The organism is Actinomadura sp. NPDC000929 (assembly GCF_040492065.1).
In the GTDB taxonomy this organism is placed as follows: domain Bacteria; phylum Actinomycetota; class Actinomycetes; order Streptosporangiales; family Streptosporangiaceae; genus Spirillospora; species Spirillospora verrucosospora.
Genome location: NZ_JBEUPA010000180.1, coordinates 1 through 14,789 on the forward strand (window position 1 = coordinate 1; position 14,789 = coordinate 14,789).

Consider the following 14,789-nt stretch of genomic DNA (forward strand, 5'->3'; position numbering starts at 1 on the left):
GCCGGGCCTCGCCGGCCGGCTGCCCGACGCCGGCGCGGAGGAGCCGCCCGCCGTGCTGCTCGCCCTGCTCGCGCTGGCGGCGCGTCCCGACGAGACCGGGCGGCTGATCGCCAAGGGCGCGGCACGGGCCCGCGAGCCGGTCTCCGAACCGGTGCCGTGGTTCACCTGGATGGTGGACGGTGCCGGCGACGATCCGCTGCGGCTGCTCGCCGTGGCCCGCGCCGCACCCGAAGCCGTGGCCGAGAGCGAGTCGCGGACGCGCGAGCGGCACGCCGCCGAGCAGCGCGACGAGGCGCTGCGCACGCACTGGGCCGAACGCGAACGGCAGCGGCTCGCCGGCCGCGGCGCCGCGATGGCGAAGGCGGTCGCGCTGACGTCGCCGCTGCTGCTGTTCTGGCTCCTGGGCAGCTGGATGATCGGCTCGCTGTTCGGCGGCGGCAACGACGACGGCACGACATCGGTCGGCCTGCACAGTTCCTCTTCGGGCGTCTCCTTCGGCGTTCTGGCCGTCGTGTCCGTGCTCGCCTGGGCGGTGCAGTGCGGCAGCGAGGTCCTCGCGGCGCGCGCACAGGGCGCGGACTACCTCCCCCACGGGCCCTGGGCGATGCTCTCGGGCATTCTCGGCGCGGGCGGCCGCGGGCTGTCGACGGCGTCCCAGACGATGTCGGGCGCCGCGCGGCAGACCGGGCGGCGCGGCTGCGGATGCGTGCTCGCCGCCGCGACGGTGCCGCTGCTCCTCTTCCTCCTCCTGCTCGCGGCGGTGACGTCCATCGCGAGCCTGCTGTGGGTCCTCGTCCTCATCGCCGTCCCCGCCGCGCACGCCGTCGCGGCCGGGGTGCGGCTGCACCACTGGCGGCAGGCACGGACGATCGGAGGGACCCCATGAGCAGCGGGATCGACGCGGACATCGCGCTGGACGCGGCGGTGGTGCTCAGCCTCGGCATGACCCGCCTGCTCGGGCACGGCGCGGGCCTGGCCGGACGCGGCGCGGAGGCGCTGGCCGCGCTCGCCGCCGGGCGCGCCGAGGCGCGCGCCGCGGCGCTCGCCGAGGTCCGCACGCACGAGCGGGCGCTGCGCGAGACGGTGGAGCGCAACGCGCGCATCGCCGCGCTCGCCGAGACCCGCGCGAAGATCGGTGCGGAGGTGCCGCTGCCCGGCCGGCTCGACCCGGCCGAGCGGTCCGCCGCCGAGCTGACCGCCTGGTGCGCGGCGACCGACCCCGTCCTGGACGAGGCCGAACGGCGCCTCTCCGAGCATCTCGCCGCCCAGGTCGGCGCGCAGATCTTCGACGTCCCCGCCGAGGGGCTGGCGGCCGGCGTGCGGGACGGCTCGCCGCCGCCGCGGGCCGCCGACGTGCGCGAGCACCTCGAACGGATCATGGTGCGGCTGCTGCCCGACGCAGGGGAGGCGGAGCGGCGTGCGGTCGCCGAGGCGGCCCGGCTGCTGGCCGGCGCGGCGACGCCGGCCGACGCGGAGGGCGTGCTGCAGGAGGTGCGGCTGCGGATCCAGGAGGCCAACCGCCGCACCCGGGAGCGGCGGGAGGAGGAGCGGCGGCTGGCGGCCGAGCGCGACGCCGCCGAGCAGGCCGAGGCCGAGCGCCGGTACGTGCTCGACTCGATCACGGCCGCGTTCGAGGACATGGGGTACGAGGTCCAGGCCGGGTTCGAGACGCTGACGGCCGAGGACGGCACCGTGACGCTGACCAAGGGCGCCTGGCCCGACCACAGCGTCCGCATGCGCGTGGACGACGCCGCGCACGTGCGCGCCTCGATGGTGCGCGAGCGGCCCGCCGAGAGCGAGGACGACCGCCGGGTGGACGTCGAGCGGGAACAGGAGTGGTGCGAGGCGTTCGAGGCGGCGCGCGAGCGCCTGGCCGGCGAGGGGATCCGCTCGGACGTGGCGTGGCGGCTGGAGCCCGGAGTGCGTGAGCTGCCCGTTTCGGCGGAGGCACGGCAGACTAGGGGCCGTGCCGCCCAACGCGAACGCTCCCGCGAGCGTCACAAGTGAGGTGTGCAGGGGGCGCTCGGACGGAGTGGAGTGACTAGATGAGCATTGATTCGCCGACCCTCGGGGGCCGGCTGCTGGGTTGGCCGCCGTTCATCCGGGAGCTGGACGCGACCCTCTCGGTGCACTCCCAGTACGTCCTGTCGGGCAACCTGCACGACAGCTTCCTGGCTCCCTCGTCGGACGGCGGCCCGGCGGTGCTGCTGCCCCTGCGGGCGCTGCTGTGGGAGACGCTGCGCTCCAGCGGCGCGGCCTTCATGGCCGTCTACGACCCGGTGGACGGGCTGCAGATCGTCCCGGGCCCTAACGAGCCGTCCGGGGACGAGGCCGCGGCGGCGGCGGAGTCGCTGCTCGGCAAGGTCAAGGCGGACGAGAAGCCCTCGCTGGAGGGGCTGACGCGGCACCTGGCCGCGGTCGCCCGGCCGCAGGAGAACGTCCGCGCCGCGTTCGTGATCGACTCGGCGTCGCGCATCGCCCGGACCCCGACCGACCTGGAGCCGGCCGAGCGCGACTTCTTCCGGTTCTGCGCGAAGCTGTCGCGCAGCGCGCGCCCCGTCCGGGTGACGGGGGCGCGGCCGAAGCCGCTCTACAACCCGGTCGTCTGGCTGGTGGAGCGGCCGGGCGACCTGCCGCCGTGGCTGACGGCCGACAACGAGAACATCCGCGAGATCACGATCCCGCGCCCGCACCTCGGCGACCGGCAGGAGACGGCGCGGCTGCTGGCCCGCGCGTTCGGGGTGAGCGACGTCGGGTCGGACGAGGTGGCGGCCGCGGCGTGCGACGCGTTCGCCGAGCAGGCCGACGGGCTGACCCTCCAGTCGATGATCGAGGTGACCCGGCTGGCGAAGGAGCGCAACGTCGACCTCGCCGACCTGCCGGACGCGGTCCGCACCTACAAGCTGGGCGTGCTCGACAACCCGTGGAGCCGCGGGCACCTGCGGCGCCGGGTGCTGGAGGGCGAGAAGCGCGTCCCCGAGCGGGTGATCGGGCAGCCGCAGGCGGTCACGAAGACGCTGGACATCCTCAAGCGGGCGGTGCTCGGGCTGTCGGGCGCGCAGGCGACCAGGTCGGGCAGCCGGCCGCGCGGGGTGCTGTTCTTCGCGGGCCCGACCGGCACCGGCAAGACGGAGCTGGCCAAGGCCATCACCGAGCTGGTCTTCGGCGACGAGTCGGCCTACCTGCGCTTCGACATGAGCGAGTTCTCCGGCGAGGGCTCCGGCGACCGGCTGATCGGGTCGCCGCCCGGGTACGTGGGGCACGAGGCCGGCGGCGAGCTCACCAACGCCGTCCGGGAGGACCCGTTCCGGGTGATCCTCTTCGACGAGATCGAGAAGGCGCACCCGCGGATCCTGGACAAGTTCCTGCAGATCCTGGAGGACGGGCGGCTCACCGACGGGCGCGGCAACACCGTCCACTTCTCCGAGTCGATCCTCATCTTCACCTCCAACCTGGGGATGTTCGTGCCGGGACGCGACCTCACGACCCGCGACGGGGCCGCGTACGGGGCCCCTGACCGTGTGCAGAACATCACACCCGGGATGTCCTACGAGCAGGTCGAGCAGCGCATCAAGGGCGCCGTCGCCGACCACTTCACGACGGTGCTGAACCGGCCGGAGCTGCTGAACCGGTTCGGCGACAACATCGTGGTGTTCGACTTCATCTCCGGCGAGGCCGCGCACAAGATCTTCGACCTGCAGTTCGCGAACATCTGCCGGCGGGTCACCGAGGAGCACCGGCTCGTCCTCGCCGTGAAGGGGGACGCGCTCCAGACGCTCCGCGAGTGGTGCACGGAGGAGCTCGCCAAGGGCGGGCGCGGCATCGGCATGGCGCTGGAGTCCCACTTCGTCAACCCGCTGGCGCGCGCGCTCTTCGACCGGGAGCTCGTCCCGGACGAGAAGGTCACCGTCACGGGGATCCGGCGCGAGGGCAGCATCGTGCACCTGGACCTCCAGTGAGCGCGGGCCGTCCCCCGGCGGCCGGAGACGGCGCCGGCGAGACGCTCCTGCTCGCCAAGGCGCACTACCCGGTGACCACACTCGGCCCGGGGACGCGGGCGGGCATCTGGACGCAGGGCTGCACGCTGCACTGCAACGGGTGCCTCTCCCGCGACACGTGGGACGCCGACCCGGGCCGGGCCATCCCCGTCGAAGCGGTCCTAGGATGGCTCGCGTCCCTTCCCGAACCGGTCGACGGGGTGACCATCTCGGGCGGCGAACCGTTCCAGCAGCCGGCCGCGCTGGCGGCCCTGGTGCGGGGGATCCGCGCGTGGCGGGAGACCCGCGACCGTGAGACGATTGCGTTGGACATATTGGTTTACAGCGGATATGTCTACTCTCGACTCTCGCGCGCCGCTGTGACGCGCGAGATCGTCGACATGTGTGACGCCGTGGTCACCGGGCCGTACGTCGACCGGCTCAACCCTGGGGGGCGACACCCCGCGGACGGCTCCCTACTCTGGAGGGGGTCGGCCAACCAGCGTGTCGTGCCGGTGTCCCCCCTGGGACGCGAGCGGTACGGGGCAGTGGCCGGCGTCGGTGACACTGAAGCGATCGGTGACACTGAAGGAAGAGGGCCCCGAGTACAGGTGTCCGTGGACGAAGGGCCGGAGGGAAAGCGGGTGTACTACATCGGGATCCCGCGAAGAGGTGACATGGAGCACCTCACGTCGAGGCTCGACCGCGCCGGGGTGCGCTCGGGGGATGTGTCATGGCGACCTTGAACTGTCCGGTCTGCGACGAGCCGTTCCAGCCGGGCGATCTGCTCTGCATGAGCTGCGGGGCCAACCTGGCGCGCGCCGGTGGCGGCGCTCACCAGCAGGGCCCGGGCGGGTACGAACCGCAGCGGATACCCCCGCCGCCGGGGCCGCAGCAGGGGGGCCAGCAGTACGGCGGCCCGCAGCCCGGCCCGGCCGACCACCAGTACGGGCAGCCTCAGCACGGTCAGGGTCAGCACGGGCAGGGCCAGCCCGGCCAGCCCCAGCATGGGCAGCCGCAGTACGGCCAGCCTCAGCACGGGCAGCAGCAGTACGGGCAGCCGCAACAGCAGCAGCCCCCCGCCGACCCCTGGGGCGCGCCGCAGCAGCCCCAGGACCAGTGGGGCGCGCCGCAGCCGCAACAGCAGCAGCCGGACGCATGGGGTCCGCCCATGCCCCAGCAGTCCCATGACCAGCACGGTCAGGGTCAGCACGGGCAGGGCCAGCCCGGCCAGCCCCCGTACGGGCAGCCGCAGCAGGGCCAGCCTCAGCACGGGCAGCAGCAGTACGGGCAGCCGCAACAGCAGCAGCCCCCCGCCGACCCGTGGGGCGCGCCGCAGCAGCCCCAGGACCAGTGGGGCGCGCCGCAGCCGCAACAGCAGCAGCCGGACCAGTACCAGCCGCAGCAGCAGTACGGCGCCCCACAGGACCAGTACGGCGCACCGCAGGACCAGTACGGCGCGCCGCAGCCCGGCCCGGCCGACCACCAGTACGGGCAGCCTCAGCACGGGCAGCCCCAGTACGGCCAGCCCCAGCACGGAGGCCAGCCGCAGCACGGGGGTCAGCCGCAGCACGGAGGCCCGTCGCCGCAGCTGCCGCACGGCCGCGAGGCGACGCTGCTGCCGCACGAGCACAACCAGGGGCAGCAGCGGTCGGCCGCGCCCGACAGCACGGCGTTCATGTGCCCGTACTGCGAGGCGGTGCTGAGCAACCCGGGCGCCGCGCAGTGCGACTCGTGCCTGCGCCCGCTGCCGCAGAAGGGCACGCCCGTCCTGCGCGTCCAGTTCCCCACGGGCGAGCTCAAGGTCTCGGTCGGCCAGCACCTGGTGCTCGGCCGGGACGCGGGCCAGTCGCCGGTGGCGGCCACGTTCACGCAGTACGACAACGTGTCGCGGCGCCACTCGACGGTGTGGCTCGACCCGTCCGGGACGGCCTGGGTGCGCGACGAGGGCTCCACCAACGGGACGTTCGTCAACGGCGAGCGGCTCCCCCGCGGCGTGGACGCCCCGCTCCGCGACGGCGACCAGCTCCGCCTGGCCGCCGACGTCACGGGCACCGTCCAGCTGAGCTGAGCGGCACGCACGAAAAGGGGCGGCCCCGCGGTTCCGAGAACCGCGGGGCCGCCCCTTTCGGCTTCGGCGCTCAGCCGGCGCGCTTGGTGCGGGCCCGCGTGCGCTCGCGCTCCTTGGCGTCCAGGACGACCTTGCGGATGCGGACGGCGGTCGGGGTGACCTCGACGCACTCGTCCTCGCGGCAGAACTCCAGCGCCTCCTCCAGCGACAGGGCGCGGGGCGGGGTGAGCCGCTCCAGCTCGTCGCCGGTGGACGACCGCATGTTCGTGAGCTTCTTCTCCTTGGTGATGTTGACGTCCATGTCGTCGGCGCGGGAGTTCTCCCCGACGATCATGCCCTCGTACACCTCGGTGGTCGGGCCGACGAAGAACGTCCCGCGCTCCTGGAGGTTCGTGATGGCGTAGGCGGTGGCGGCGCCGGACCGGTCGGCGACGAGCGAGCCGGACGGACGGGTGCGCAGCTCGCCGAACCAGGGCTCGTAGTCCTCGAAGACGTGGTGCGCCATGCCGGTGCCGCGCGTCTCGGTCATGAACTCGGTGCGGAACCCGATCAGGCCGCGGGCCGGGACGAGGAACTCCATCCGGATCCAGCCCGTCCCGTGGTTGGTCATGTGCTCCATGCGGCCCTTGCGGACCGCCATCAGCTGCGTGACGGCGCCGAGGTGCTCCTCGGGGATGTCGACGGTGAGCCGCTCGACCGGCTCGTGCTTCTTGCCGTCGATCTCCCGCGTGACGACCTGCGGCTTGCCGACGGTCAGCTCGTAGCCCTCGCGGCGCATGTTCTCGACCAGGATCGCCAGGGCCAGCTCGCCGCGGCCCTGCACCTCCCAGGCGTCGGGGCGCTCGGTCGGCAGCACCCGGATCGACACGTTGCCGACGAGCTCGCGGTCGAGGCGGTCCTTGACCATCCGGGCGGTGACCTTGGTGCCCTTCTCGCGGCCCGCCATCGGCCCGGTGTTGGTGCCGATCGTCATGGAGATCGCCGGCTCGTCCACCGTGATCAGCGGCAGCGGGCGCGGGTCGTCCGGGTCCGCGAGGGTCTCACCGATCATGATGTCGGGGATGCCGGCGATGGCGATGATGTCGCCGGGCCCGGCCTCGTCCGCGGGCTTGCGGGTGAGCGCCTCCGTCATCATCAGCTCGGTGATCTTCACCCGCTCGACGCTGCCGTCGCGCCGGCACCAGGCGACCTGCTGGCCCTTCTTGATCGTGCCGGCGTGCACGCGGCACAGCGCGATCCGGCCGAGGTAGCTGGAGGCGTCCAGGTTCGTCACGTGCGCCTGGAGCGGGCCGTCGGGGTCGTAGGACGGCGCGGGGATCGTCTCGGTGATGACCTTGAACAGCGGTTCCAGGTCCTCGCTGCCGGGCATGGCGCCGTCGGCGGGCTTGTCGAGCGAGGCCCGCCCGGCGCGGCCGGACGCGAACACGATCGGGAAGTCGATCTGGTCCTCGTCGGCGTCGAGGTCCATGAACAGCTCGTAGGTCTCGTCCACGACCTCGTCGATGCGCGCGTCGGGGCGGTCGGTCTTGTTCACGACCAGGATCACCGGCAGCCGCGCGGCGAGCGCCTTGCGCAGCACGAAGCGCGTCTGCGGGAGCGGGCCCTCGCTGGCGTCGACCAGCAGGACGACGCCGTCCACCATGGACAGGCCGCGCTCGACCTCGCCGCCGAAGTCGGCGTGCCCCGGGGTGTCGATGATGTTGATCGTCAGGCCGTTGTGCAGGACCGCGGTGTTCTTCGCGAGGATGGTGATCCCCTTCTCGCGCTCCAGGTCGTTGGAGTCGAGCACGCGGTCGTCGACGTCCTGGTTCTCGCGGAAGGCCCCGGACTGCCAGAGCATGGCGTCGACCAGCGTCGTCTTGCCATGGTCGACGTGGGCGACGATCGCGACGTTACGGAGGTCGTCGCGCGTGGAGATGGGCATGCGGGTTCGCCTTGCGTGAGAGTTCGGGAGTCGCCGCAGACGTGCGGCCGTACCCATTCTACTTGGCCGTGCGTACCACCCACTCCGAGTCGTTCGCCCCATCGGTCACACGGACCTCGATTGGCCAACTTTGCGCATCCTTTGTAATCTGCCCGAGATCCGGTCGTCCGGAGTCCCGCCCCCAGGGGACTGCGGCCGGAACGCCGAATCTCCCGCGGGAGAACCGGGGACCCACCACCCTCGGGGTGAATCGACGCTCGTCGTAGGGCGACTCCTGGCCCGAACCCGTCAGCTAACCCGGTAGGCGTACGAGGAGAGGAGAACACCGGCTTGGCTCCGGATTCCCCCCGGCGGCGTCGCGTTCTGCCCACCGCCACCGCCACCCTGCTCCTGATCGGTCTCGGCGCCACCGCGCCGGACCTCGCCCACGCCGCCCAGCCGTTCCGGCCCGCCTCCGCGCCCACGGCGCCGAGCCCCACGCCGACGACGGAGAAGGGCCTGCGCAAGAGCCTCGACGCGCTGAACGAAGAGGCCGAGATCCTCACGGAGAAGTTCAACAAGGCCCGCGTCGAGTTCACCAAGGCCCGCAAGGCCGAACAGGACGCCACCCGGGAGGCCGAGCGGCTGCGCGCCCTCGCCGAACCCGCCCGCCAGAAGCTCGGCAGCCTGGCCGCCGCGAACTACATGGCCGGCGGCCCCGACGTCCTCTTCGGCTCCGGCGCCTCCCCCGAGGGGCTGTCCGACCGCGCCTACCTGGCGCAGAGCCAGGCCACCGCCGTCCTCGCCCTGAAGAAGCAGATCGACCAGGCCGACGCCGCGGAGCGCACCGCCAAGGCCAAGACCGCCCAGGTCAAGAAGGCCTGGGACGACGCCAAGCAGGCGCGCGAGGCCGCCAAGGCCAAGGTCTCCGAGGTGATGAAGCGCCTCGACAAGCTGACCACCACCCACGCGAGCGACCCGCGCACCGGCCTCAGCGCCACCGTGAAGGGCTCCGGCCTGCCCGCCAAGATGGCCCGCAAGGCGCTCACCAAGCTCGGCTCCCCGTACGTGTGGGCCGCCGCCGGACCGAGCAGCTTCGACTGCTCGGGCCTCGTCGTCTGGGCCTACGCCCAGGTCGGCAAGCCCGGCCTCCCGCACTACACCGGCGACCTGTTCGCCATGGGAACGAAGGTCTCCCGCGGCGCCCTCCGCTCCGGCGACCTGGTGTACTTCGGCAGCAACCTGCACCACATGGGCATCTACCTGGGCGACGGCAAGTACCTCCACGCCCCCCAGACCGGCGACGTGGTCAAGATCTCCAAACTCTCCGACCGCTCCGACTTCGCAGGCGCGAATAGGATTTCCTAGCCGAGGCCTTGGGCGGCCAGGAGGTCTACTGCCGGGCGGTCGCCGGGGAGCCAGTTGACGTCGTGGAGCTCTGAGGGCGCCAGCCAGCGGAGTTGCAGGTGCTCCAGGGCTTGCGGCTCGCCTTCTACCAGCTCGGCCGTCCAGACGCGGAGGACGGCGCGTCCGCTGAGGCGCCAGTCGCCGCCCACGCGGCGGCCCAGGCGTACCTTCACGGCCAGTTCCTCGTGGCACTCGCGCACCAGGGCGTCCTCGTCCGACTCTCCGGGGTCGACCTTGCCGCCGGGAAGCTCCCAGCCGCCCGCCATGTGCGGCGGCTCGGCGCGCTGGGCGGCCAGCAGCCGCCCCTCCGCGAGGATCGCCGCCCCCACCACCACGAGATCGATCGCGACCAGCTCCTCTCCGTGTTCGTGATCAGACCGCGGCGCCGGTCCGTCCGGTTCCGTCCCGCCTGAGGGAGTCGACCAGACGCGTCGCGTCGCGGACGATCTCCTCCAGGTGGTCGCCGTGCGCCCCGCGCCAGTACACCTGCCCGCAGACCGCGCAGCGGCCGTACACGTCGTAGCTGCGGCGCGTGCCCGACTGGAGCTCGCGCTCGATCTCCTGCTTGTCGACCGGGACGAGCTCGCCGTTGCAGGCGGTGCAGCGCGTCCACGGGCGCAGGACGGGCGCGAAGCGGTCGAGCAGGTCGCGGAGCTGGTCGTCGGGGCGCGAGCCGCGGACGTAGGCGCCGAACCACAGCGCGCGGCGGCGCAGGAGGCCGCGGTCCTGCGTGAGCAGGACGCGGCGCTCCTCGTTGGCCTGGACGACGAGCGCCGGGTCGTCCATGTCGTTGTGGTAGGCGGTGTCGAGGCCGAGCAGGCGCATGCGCCGGGCCAGCGTGCCGAGGTGCACGTCCAGGAGGAAGCGGGGGGCGACCTGGCCCGGGTCCAGCGGCACGGGCTGGGGGCGCGGGACCGCGGCCACGCGCACCTCGGCCCCGGCGGCGGGGCGGGCGCCGGGCCCGGCGGGCTCGCCGTCGGCGGTCATCGGGCCCGCCTCGGGCAGGGGGACGCCCAGCGACTCCACGAGGTGCCCCAGCGTCGAGGTCCCGTCGTAGGGGACCCGCGCCGGGGACTCCCGCCGGGTCGCGGGCAGGAACATCAGCAGCTCGTCGGCGACGCGGATCGTTATCTCGGACTCCACGCCGATCAGCATGCCACGCGCGGCCGACGATTCTCCCCGGTTCAGGCCGCTGTCACGTGCGCGGCGGAGTCCGCGAGGGACGCCAGGAGGGCGGGGACGTCGTAGCCGACCAGCGCTCCCCCGCGCTTGACCACGCGTCCGCCGACCAGGACGGTGTCGACGTTACGCGTGTCCGCTGACAGGACCACGGCCGCGACGGGGTCGTGCGCCGCCGCGAGGCCGAAGGTGTCGGTGCGCAGGACGAGCAGGTCGGCCTGCTTGCCGGGGGTCAGCGATCCGGTGACGTCCGCGAGCCCCGCGACCTCGGCGCCCTCGATCGTGGCCGTCCGCAGCGCGTCGGCGACGGTGAAGCCGAGGCCGGCGCCGTCCGGGCGCCCCCGTTCGAGGACGTAGGCGGCGCGCATGATGCTGAACATGTCGCCGGGGCCGGAGGTGACCGTGTCGGCGCCGAGCCCGGTCGGGACGCCGGCGGCGCGGGCGCGCCCGGTGGGCGGGGCGCCGATGTCCAGCGCCGCCTCGATGGCGGGGGCGGCGGACACCGTCCCGCCGCTTCCGGCGATCCGCTTCAGCTCCTCGTCGGTGTAGAAGTTGGCGTGCACGTACGTGGCCGGGTGGTCCATCAGTCCGTTGGCGTCGAGGAACGCCAGGCCGCGCGCGGCGCTCTCGGCGCCGTGGCCGCCCAGGTGCGCCGTGACCGGCAGCCCGAGCTCGCGGGCCGTCCGCCACTCGGCGAGAGCGCGCTCGTCGCCCCCGATCTCGGGGCCGAGCGCCGCCATCGCCATCGTGACCTGGCCGCCGGACCCGAAGTGCTCGCGGTGGACGCGGCCGGTCTCGGCGGCGAGCGCGTCGAGGCCGCCGTCGCCGCCGTAGCAGTACCCGAACACCGCCCTGATGCCGGACGCCCGCAGCGCCGCGATGTTCGCCTCGGTGTGGCCCTCGCTGAGCTGGATGTGCGACCAGTCGACCAGCGTCGTGATCCCGGAGTCGAGGCACTCCAGGGACCCGGCGAGCGTCCCGGCGAACACGTCGCCCGGCCGGTACCGGGGCGCCAGCTCGCCGAGGACGCGCTGCAGGTAGGCGTGGAGCGTGCCGTCCGGCAGGGCCGCGCGGATCCCGGCCTGCCAGGTGTGCCGGTGGGTGTCGACGAAGCCCGGCATGACGATGCGGCCGGTCGCGTCCATGGTCTCGGCGCCGTCCGGCGCGGCCAGGTCCGGGCCGACCGCGGCGATGCGGCCGTCCTCGACGAGCACGTCGGCGGTTCCCAGCACGGTCGGTTCGGGCGCGGTGTCGATGACGAGGCCGTTCGTGAGCAGCAGAGAATTTGCCATGGACGAAAGCTTAAAAGATAGCTTTACGAAAAGCAATCAGTCGAGCGAGTACGCTCGGGGCGTGCGGGACGACATCGATGACCTGGCCGACGCGTGGCGGCGGGACGGCCTGACCGAGCCGTTCGTCGCGATGCTGGAACTGAGCAAGCGCGCGGGGCGCGTCGCCACGCTGGTGCAGCAGGCGCTCCGGGGCCCGCTGGCCGAACTCGGCCTCACCTACGCCGAGTTCGAAGTGCTGACCGTGCTGCGCCGGGAGGGCGAGCCGTACCGGCTGAGGCCGAGCGAGCTCACGCGGTCGGCGTTCCTCACCTCGGGCGGGACGAGCAACGTCCTGCAGCGGCTCCAGAAGGCCGGCTACGTGGAGCGCGAGGCCAACGCGGGCGACGCGCGCAGCCGCTTCGTCCAGCTGACCGCGGACGGGCTGCGCGTCACCGAGCAGGCCCTGGTCGCGTCGGGGGTGGCGCACGAGGAGGTGCTGGCCCGGGTGCCGCCGGAGGACGTGCGGGCCGCCGCCGACGCGCTGCGCGAGATCGTGCTCGTCGTGGGCCGGCGCCGGTTGCGCTGACCCCGCCGGGCCGCTACCGGCGCGCGGCCAGCTCGGCCACCTTCTTCTTGAAGTCCGGCCGCGCGAGCGGGCGCGTCACCCCGACCCAGTTCGGCTTCTTGTAGGTCTTCACGCCGATCGCGGGCACGCACGCCGAGCAGCTCGCGACGATCATCTTGCCGCCGCCGATCACCATCCCGACGTGGCCGGGATTGTCGGGCGACGTCCCGGGACCGGAGTTGAAGAACACCAGGTCGCCGGGCTGCTCCTTGCCCTTGGCGATCTTCACCCCGAACGGCCACTGCTCGAACGTCGTGCGCGGGAGGTTCAGCCCGACCTGGCGGTAGGCGGCCTGGATCAGGCTGGAGCAGTCGTAGGCGTCCGGGCCGTTCGCCCCGAACACGTAGGGCTTGCCGCGCTGCGCCATCGCGAACGCGATGATCGTCTTGACGAGGGCGCCGACATTGGCGGGCAGCTCGTTGTCCTCGCAGTTGATCCCGTTCGCCTGGACGGGCTTGAAATCGCCGCCGACGTAGCGCTTCGCCCAGTCCAGGACGAGGTCCACGTAGTCCCACGAGTGGTTGTACTGGAAGATCGCGGTGCGCATCCGCTCCGGGGCGCCGTTGTGCTTGAGGTAGGCGGCGGCCGTCGGGATGGCGTCCGCCGGGTCGTAACGGTCCTTCTTGCCGTCCTTGTCGCCGTCCACCGCGAACGCCTTGAACGTCGCGTCCAGGAACTGCATCGGACCGCCCGCGCCCGCGTAGTTCTCCCCGCTGGAGACGCCCGGCATCGTCGACCTGCCGTGGTCGGTCTCGACCTTGCCGACGCCCGCCAGGACGTTCCAGGGGATGCCGTACTTCCTGCCCGCCTCCTTGTACAGCTTCAGGTAGTCGACCGGGACGGACTTCGCGTCGGCGGCCGCCGCGGGCTGCGCGCCGGCGCCGGCGACGTTCACGCAGCCGCCGCCACCGCCGATCCCGCCGCCGAACAGGAACTGGCTCGCGCCGAACAGGATCGGGACGAACACCAGCGCCACGAACATCACCGCGGCGACGCCGAGAGCGCCGACGAGCAGCAACCTCCGCGGACTCATCCCGTGTCACCCGCCTGTCCCGCGTCGGCGGGCTCGAACGAGTAGACCCTCAGCGAACCGCCGTCCCTCGTCACGGTCACCGCGTACTGCTTGCTGTCGCTGCCGGTCCGCCCGTTCTTGGTGACCTGCTGCCGGCCGGTCACCAGAAAGATGATCGAGTTGTTCTCGATGTCGCGGACCTGGTCGAGGGACGCCGTGCCCTGCGCGACGAGCCGCTCGCGCCTGCGCTCCTCCACCATCCCGGGCGTCGCCACGCCCTGGCCGAGCCGCTGCCCGAGGTCGGAGGTGGCCAGGCCGGCGAAGCGCGCCATGTAGGTCTGGGGGGCCTCGTCGTAGCGGTACGTCCCGTAGGCCGCGACGAACCGCTGCGCCAGGTCGGCCGCCGTGGCGAACTCCTGCCGGGAGAACGGCAGCAGCCGGTAGACGTCGAAGTCGTTCGGGTCGACGGTGCTCTGGATCCCCGGCGGCGGGGACGCGGGGGCCTGCGGCCCCTGCGACACCGCCGCGCTCGGGCGGGCCTCCGGCTCGTCGCCGGACCCGCCCGAGGGGGAGGCCACCGTCAGGTAGACGCCGACCGCCGTGAGCAGGACGACGAGCCCCGCGAACAGCAGCTTGCGCCGCCGGTCGTTCAGGTTCATCACTCGTCCCGGTCCGACTCACCCGACCGGCGGTCGACCGGACGCAGCCAGAACGGGATCGGCGGGCTCGCGTTGGAGCCGCCCCTGCCCCACAGCGGCGGGGGCTCCTGCCGCCCGCCCGGCTCGGGACGCGAGGGCTTCGCGCCCCCACCGCCGCCTCGGCCGCGCTGCCGGGGGACATTCCCGGACCCGCCGCCCGAACCGCCGTTGCCGCCGCCGAACCAGCCGCCGCCACCGCCGGAACCACCGCCGGAACCACCGGAACCACCCGAGCCGCCGCCCGAGCGCCCGCGACCGCGAGCGGCGGAGCCGGACGAGCGTCCACCGCCGCCGCCGAACCAGCCGCCGCCACCGCCGGAACCACCCGAACCGCCACCGGAACCACCGGAACCACCGCCACCGCCGGAGCCGCCGGAGCCGCCGCCCGAACCGCCGCTGCCGCCCGAACCGCCGCCACCGGAGACGCCGCCGCCGGTGCCGCCGCGGCCCGTCCAGGACGTCGGGCGGACAGTGCCCTTGCCGCTCCCGCCCCCGCTTCCGGCGTCCTCACCGTCGCCCTTCGCGACGGTGACGCCGCCGGGCCTGACGGCGGCGGCCCTGGCGCCGTCCGTGCGGCGGTCGCCGAGCGCGCCCGCCCTGGTCGGCAGGTTCAGCGGAGGAGCGCCGCGCCTGGACCGCCCCTGCG

General features: G+C 73.4%; 13 protein-coding genes, 2 pseudogenes and 1 riboswitch. Of the genes and pseudogenes, 7 read left to right on the plus strand and 8 right to left on the minus strand.

Features of this window, described 5'->3' with window-relative positions; all coding sequences use genetic code 11:
- From ABWI04_RS37350 to ABWI04_RS37365, 4 genes and pseudogenes are all read left to right on the plus strand, one after another.
- Positions 1 to 886, plus strand: a pseudogene (locus ABWI04_RS37350) (serine/threonine protein kinase); the annotation flags it as partial.
- Positions 883 to 2,007: a response regulator receiver protein gene (locus tag ABWI04_RS37355; RefSeq protein WP_353835329.1), complete on the plus strand. Its 1,125-nt coding sequence runs from the start codon at positions 883 to 885 to the stop codon at positions 2,005 to 2,007. The pseudogene ABWI04_RS37350 and the gene ABWI04_RS37355, both read left to right, overlap by 4 nt.
- A gap of 38 nt (positions 2,008 to 2,045) precedes the next feature.
- Positions 2,046 to 3,959 (plus strand): AAA family ATPase, encoded by a 1,914-nt coding sequence (locus tag ABWI04_RS37360; protein ID WP_353835330.1) that lies wholly within the window; start codon positions 2,046 to 2,048, stop codon positions 3,957 to 3,959.
- 71 nt (positions 3,960 to 4,030) lie between these two features.
- A complete protein-coding gene (locus tag ABWI04_RS37365; protein ID WP_353835331.1) occupies positions 4,031 to 4,723 on the plus strand; it encodes a 4Fe-4S single cluster domain-containing protein in 693 nt (230 codons plus the stop codon).
- Here the strand turns inward: ABWI04_RS37365 and ABWI04_RS37370 are convergent.
- Complete coding sequence (locus ABWI04_RS37370) at positions 4,627 to 5,604, minus strand: hypothetical protein (protein ID WP_353835332.1); 978 nt, start codon at positions 5,602 to 5,604, stop codon at positions 4,627 to 4,629. The two genes, ABWI04_RS37365 and ABWI04_RS37370, sit on opposite strands and share 97 nt — an antisense overlap.
- Positions 5,605 to 5,655: 51 nt before the next feature.
- Here ABWI04_RS37370 and ABWI04_RS37375 point away from each other — a divergent pair, with 51 nt between their 5' ends.
- Entirely contained in the window at positions 5,656 to 6,048 is a 393-nt protein-coding gene (locus tag ABWI04_RS37375) for an FHA domain-containing protein (RefSeq protein WP_345177037.1), read from the plus strand.
- Positions 6,049 to 6,118: 70 nt separating this feature from the next.
- Here ABWI04_RS37375 and typA read toward each other — a convergent pair whose 3' ends face one another.
- Positions 6,119 to 7,972 carry a translational GTPase TypA gene (gene typA / locus ABWI04_RS37380; protein WP_353835333.1) on the minus strand — a complete coding sequence of 618 codons (1,854 nt, stop codon included), beginning with the start codon at positions 7,970 to 7,972 and terminating at the stop codon, positions 6,119 to 6,121.
- Between the two features lie 191 nt (positions 7,973 to 8,163).
- Positions 8,164 to 8,295, plus strand: a riboswitch (cyclic di-AMP (ydaO/yuaA leader).
- 7 nt (positions 8,296 to 8,302) lie between these two features.
- On the opposite strand from typA, the gene ABWI04_RS37385 reads away from it, so the two are divergent.
- Complete coding sequence (locus tag ABWI04_RS37385) at positions 8,303 to 9,319, plus strand: C40 family peptidase (protein WP_345177034.1); 1,017 nt, start codon at positions 8,303 to 8,305, stop codon at positions 9,317 to 9,319.
- On the opposite strand, the gene ABWI04_RS37390 is transcribed toward ABWI04_RS37385, so the two are convergent.
- The 3 genes from ABWI04_RS37390 to ABWI04_RS37400 are packed head-to-tail and all read right to left on the minus strand — an operon-like array spanning position 9,316 to position 11,829.
- Complete coding sequence (locus ABWI04_RS37390; RefSeq protein WP_353835336.1) at positions 9,316 to 9,702, minus strand: (deoxy)nucleoside triphosphate pyrophosphohydrolase; 387 nt, start codon at positions 9,700 to 9,702, stop codon at positions 9,316 to 9,318. The two genes, ABWI04_RS37385 and ABWI04_RS37390, sit on opposite strands and share 4 nt — an antisense overlap.
- Positions 9,703 to 9,730: 28 nt before the next feature.
- Positions 9,731 to 10,513 carry a Mut7-C RNAse domain-containing protein gene (locus tag ABWI04_RS37395; RefSeq protein ID WP_378188490.1) on the minus strand — a complete coding sequence of 261 codons (783 nt, stop codon included), beginning with the start codon at positions 10,511 to 10,513 and terminating at the stop codon, positions 9,731 to 9,733.
- 29 nt (positions 10,514 to 10,542) lie between these two features.
- Positions 10,543 to 11,829 (minus strand): amidohydrolase family protein, encoded by a 1,287-nt coding sequence (locus ABWI04_RS37400; RefSeq protein WP_353835334.1) that lies wholly within the window; start codon positions 11,827 to 11,829, stop codon positions 10,543 to 10,545.
- 61 nt (positions 11,830 to 11,890) lie between these two features.
- Here ABWI04_RS37400 and ABWI04_RS37405 point away from each other — a divergent pair, with 61 nt between their 5' ends.
- A complete protein-coding gene (locus ABWI04_RS37405) occupies positions 11,891 to 12,394 on the plus strand; it encodes a MarR family winged helix-turn-helix transcriptional regulator (RefSeq protein ID WP_345177027.1) in 504 nt (167 codons plus the stop codon).
- A gap of 13 nt (positions 12,395 to 12,407) precedes the next feature.
- Here ABWI04_RS37405 and ABWI04_RS37410 read toward each other — a convergent pair whose 3' ends face one another.
- The 3 genes and pseudogenes from ABWI04_RS37410 to ABWI04_RS37420 all read right to left on the minus strand — a co-directional run.
- Positions 12,408 to 13,466 carry a C40 family peptidase gene (locus ABWI04_RS37410; protein WP_353835335.1) on the minus strand — a complete coding sequence of 353 codons (1,059 nt, stop codon included), beginning with the start codon at positions 13,464 to 13,466 and terminating at the stop codon, positions 12,408 to 12,410.
- Positions 13,463 to 14,104: a hypothetical protein gene (locus ABWI04_RS37415; protein ID WP_345177022.1), complete on the minus strand. Its 642-nt coding sequence runs from the start codon at positions 14,102 to 14,104 to the stop codon at positions 13,463 to 13,465. The genes ABWI04_RS37410 and ABWI04_RS37415 overlap by 4 nt, the downstream gene beginning before the upstream one ends.
- Positions 14,104 to 14,789: pseudogene (locus ABWI04_RS37420) on the minus strand (type IV secretion system protein); the annotation flags it as partial. The gene ABWI04_RS37415 and the pseudogene ABWI04_RS37420, both read right to left, overlap by 1 nt.

Coding starts and splice junctions, on each gene's coding strand:
- ABWI04_RS37355 (WP_353835329.1), top strand. CDS start 883: ATGAGCAGCGGGATCGACGCGGACATCGCGCTGGACGCGGCGGTGGTG.
- ABWI04_RS37360 (WP_353835330.1), top strand. CDS start 2,046: ATGAGCATTGATTCGCCGACCCTCGGGGGCCGGCTGCTGGGTTGGCCG.
- ABWI04_RS37375 (WP_345177037.1), top strand. CDS start 5,656: ATGTGCCCGTACTGCGAGGCGGTGCTGAGCAACCCGGGCGCCGCGCAG.
- typA (WP_353835333.1), bottom strand. CDS start 7,972: ATGCCCATCTCCACGCGCGACGACCTCCGTAACGTCGCGATCGTCGCC.
- ABWI04_RS37395 (WP_378188490.1), bottom strand. CDS start 10,513: ATGCTGATCGGCGTGGAGTCCGAGATAACGATCCGCGTCGCCGACGAG.
- ABWI04_RS37400 (WP_353835334.1), bottom strand. CDS start 11,829: ATGGCAAATTCTCTGCTGCTCACGAACGGCCTCGTCATCGACACCGCG.
- ABWI04_RS37410 (WP_353835335.1), bottom strand. CDS start 13,466: ATGAGTCCGCGGAGGTTGCTGCTCGTCGGCGCTCTCGGCGTCGCCGCG.
- ABWI04_RS37415 (WP_345177022.1), bottom strand. CDS start 14,104: ATGAACCTGAACGACCGGCGGCGCAAGCTGCTGTTCGCGGGGCTCGTC.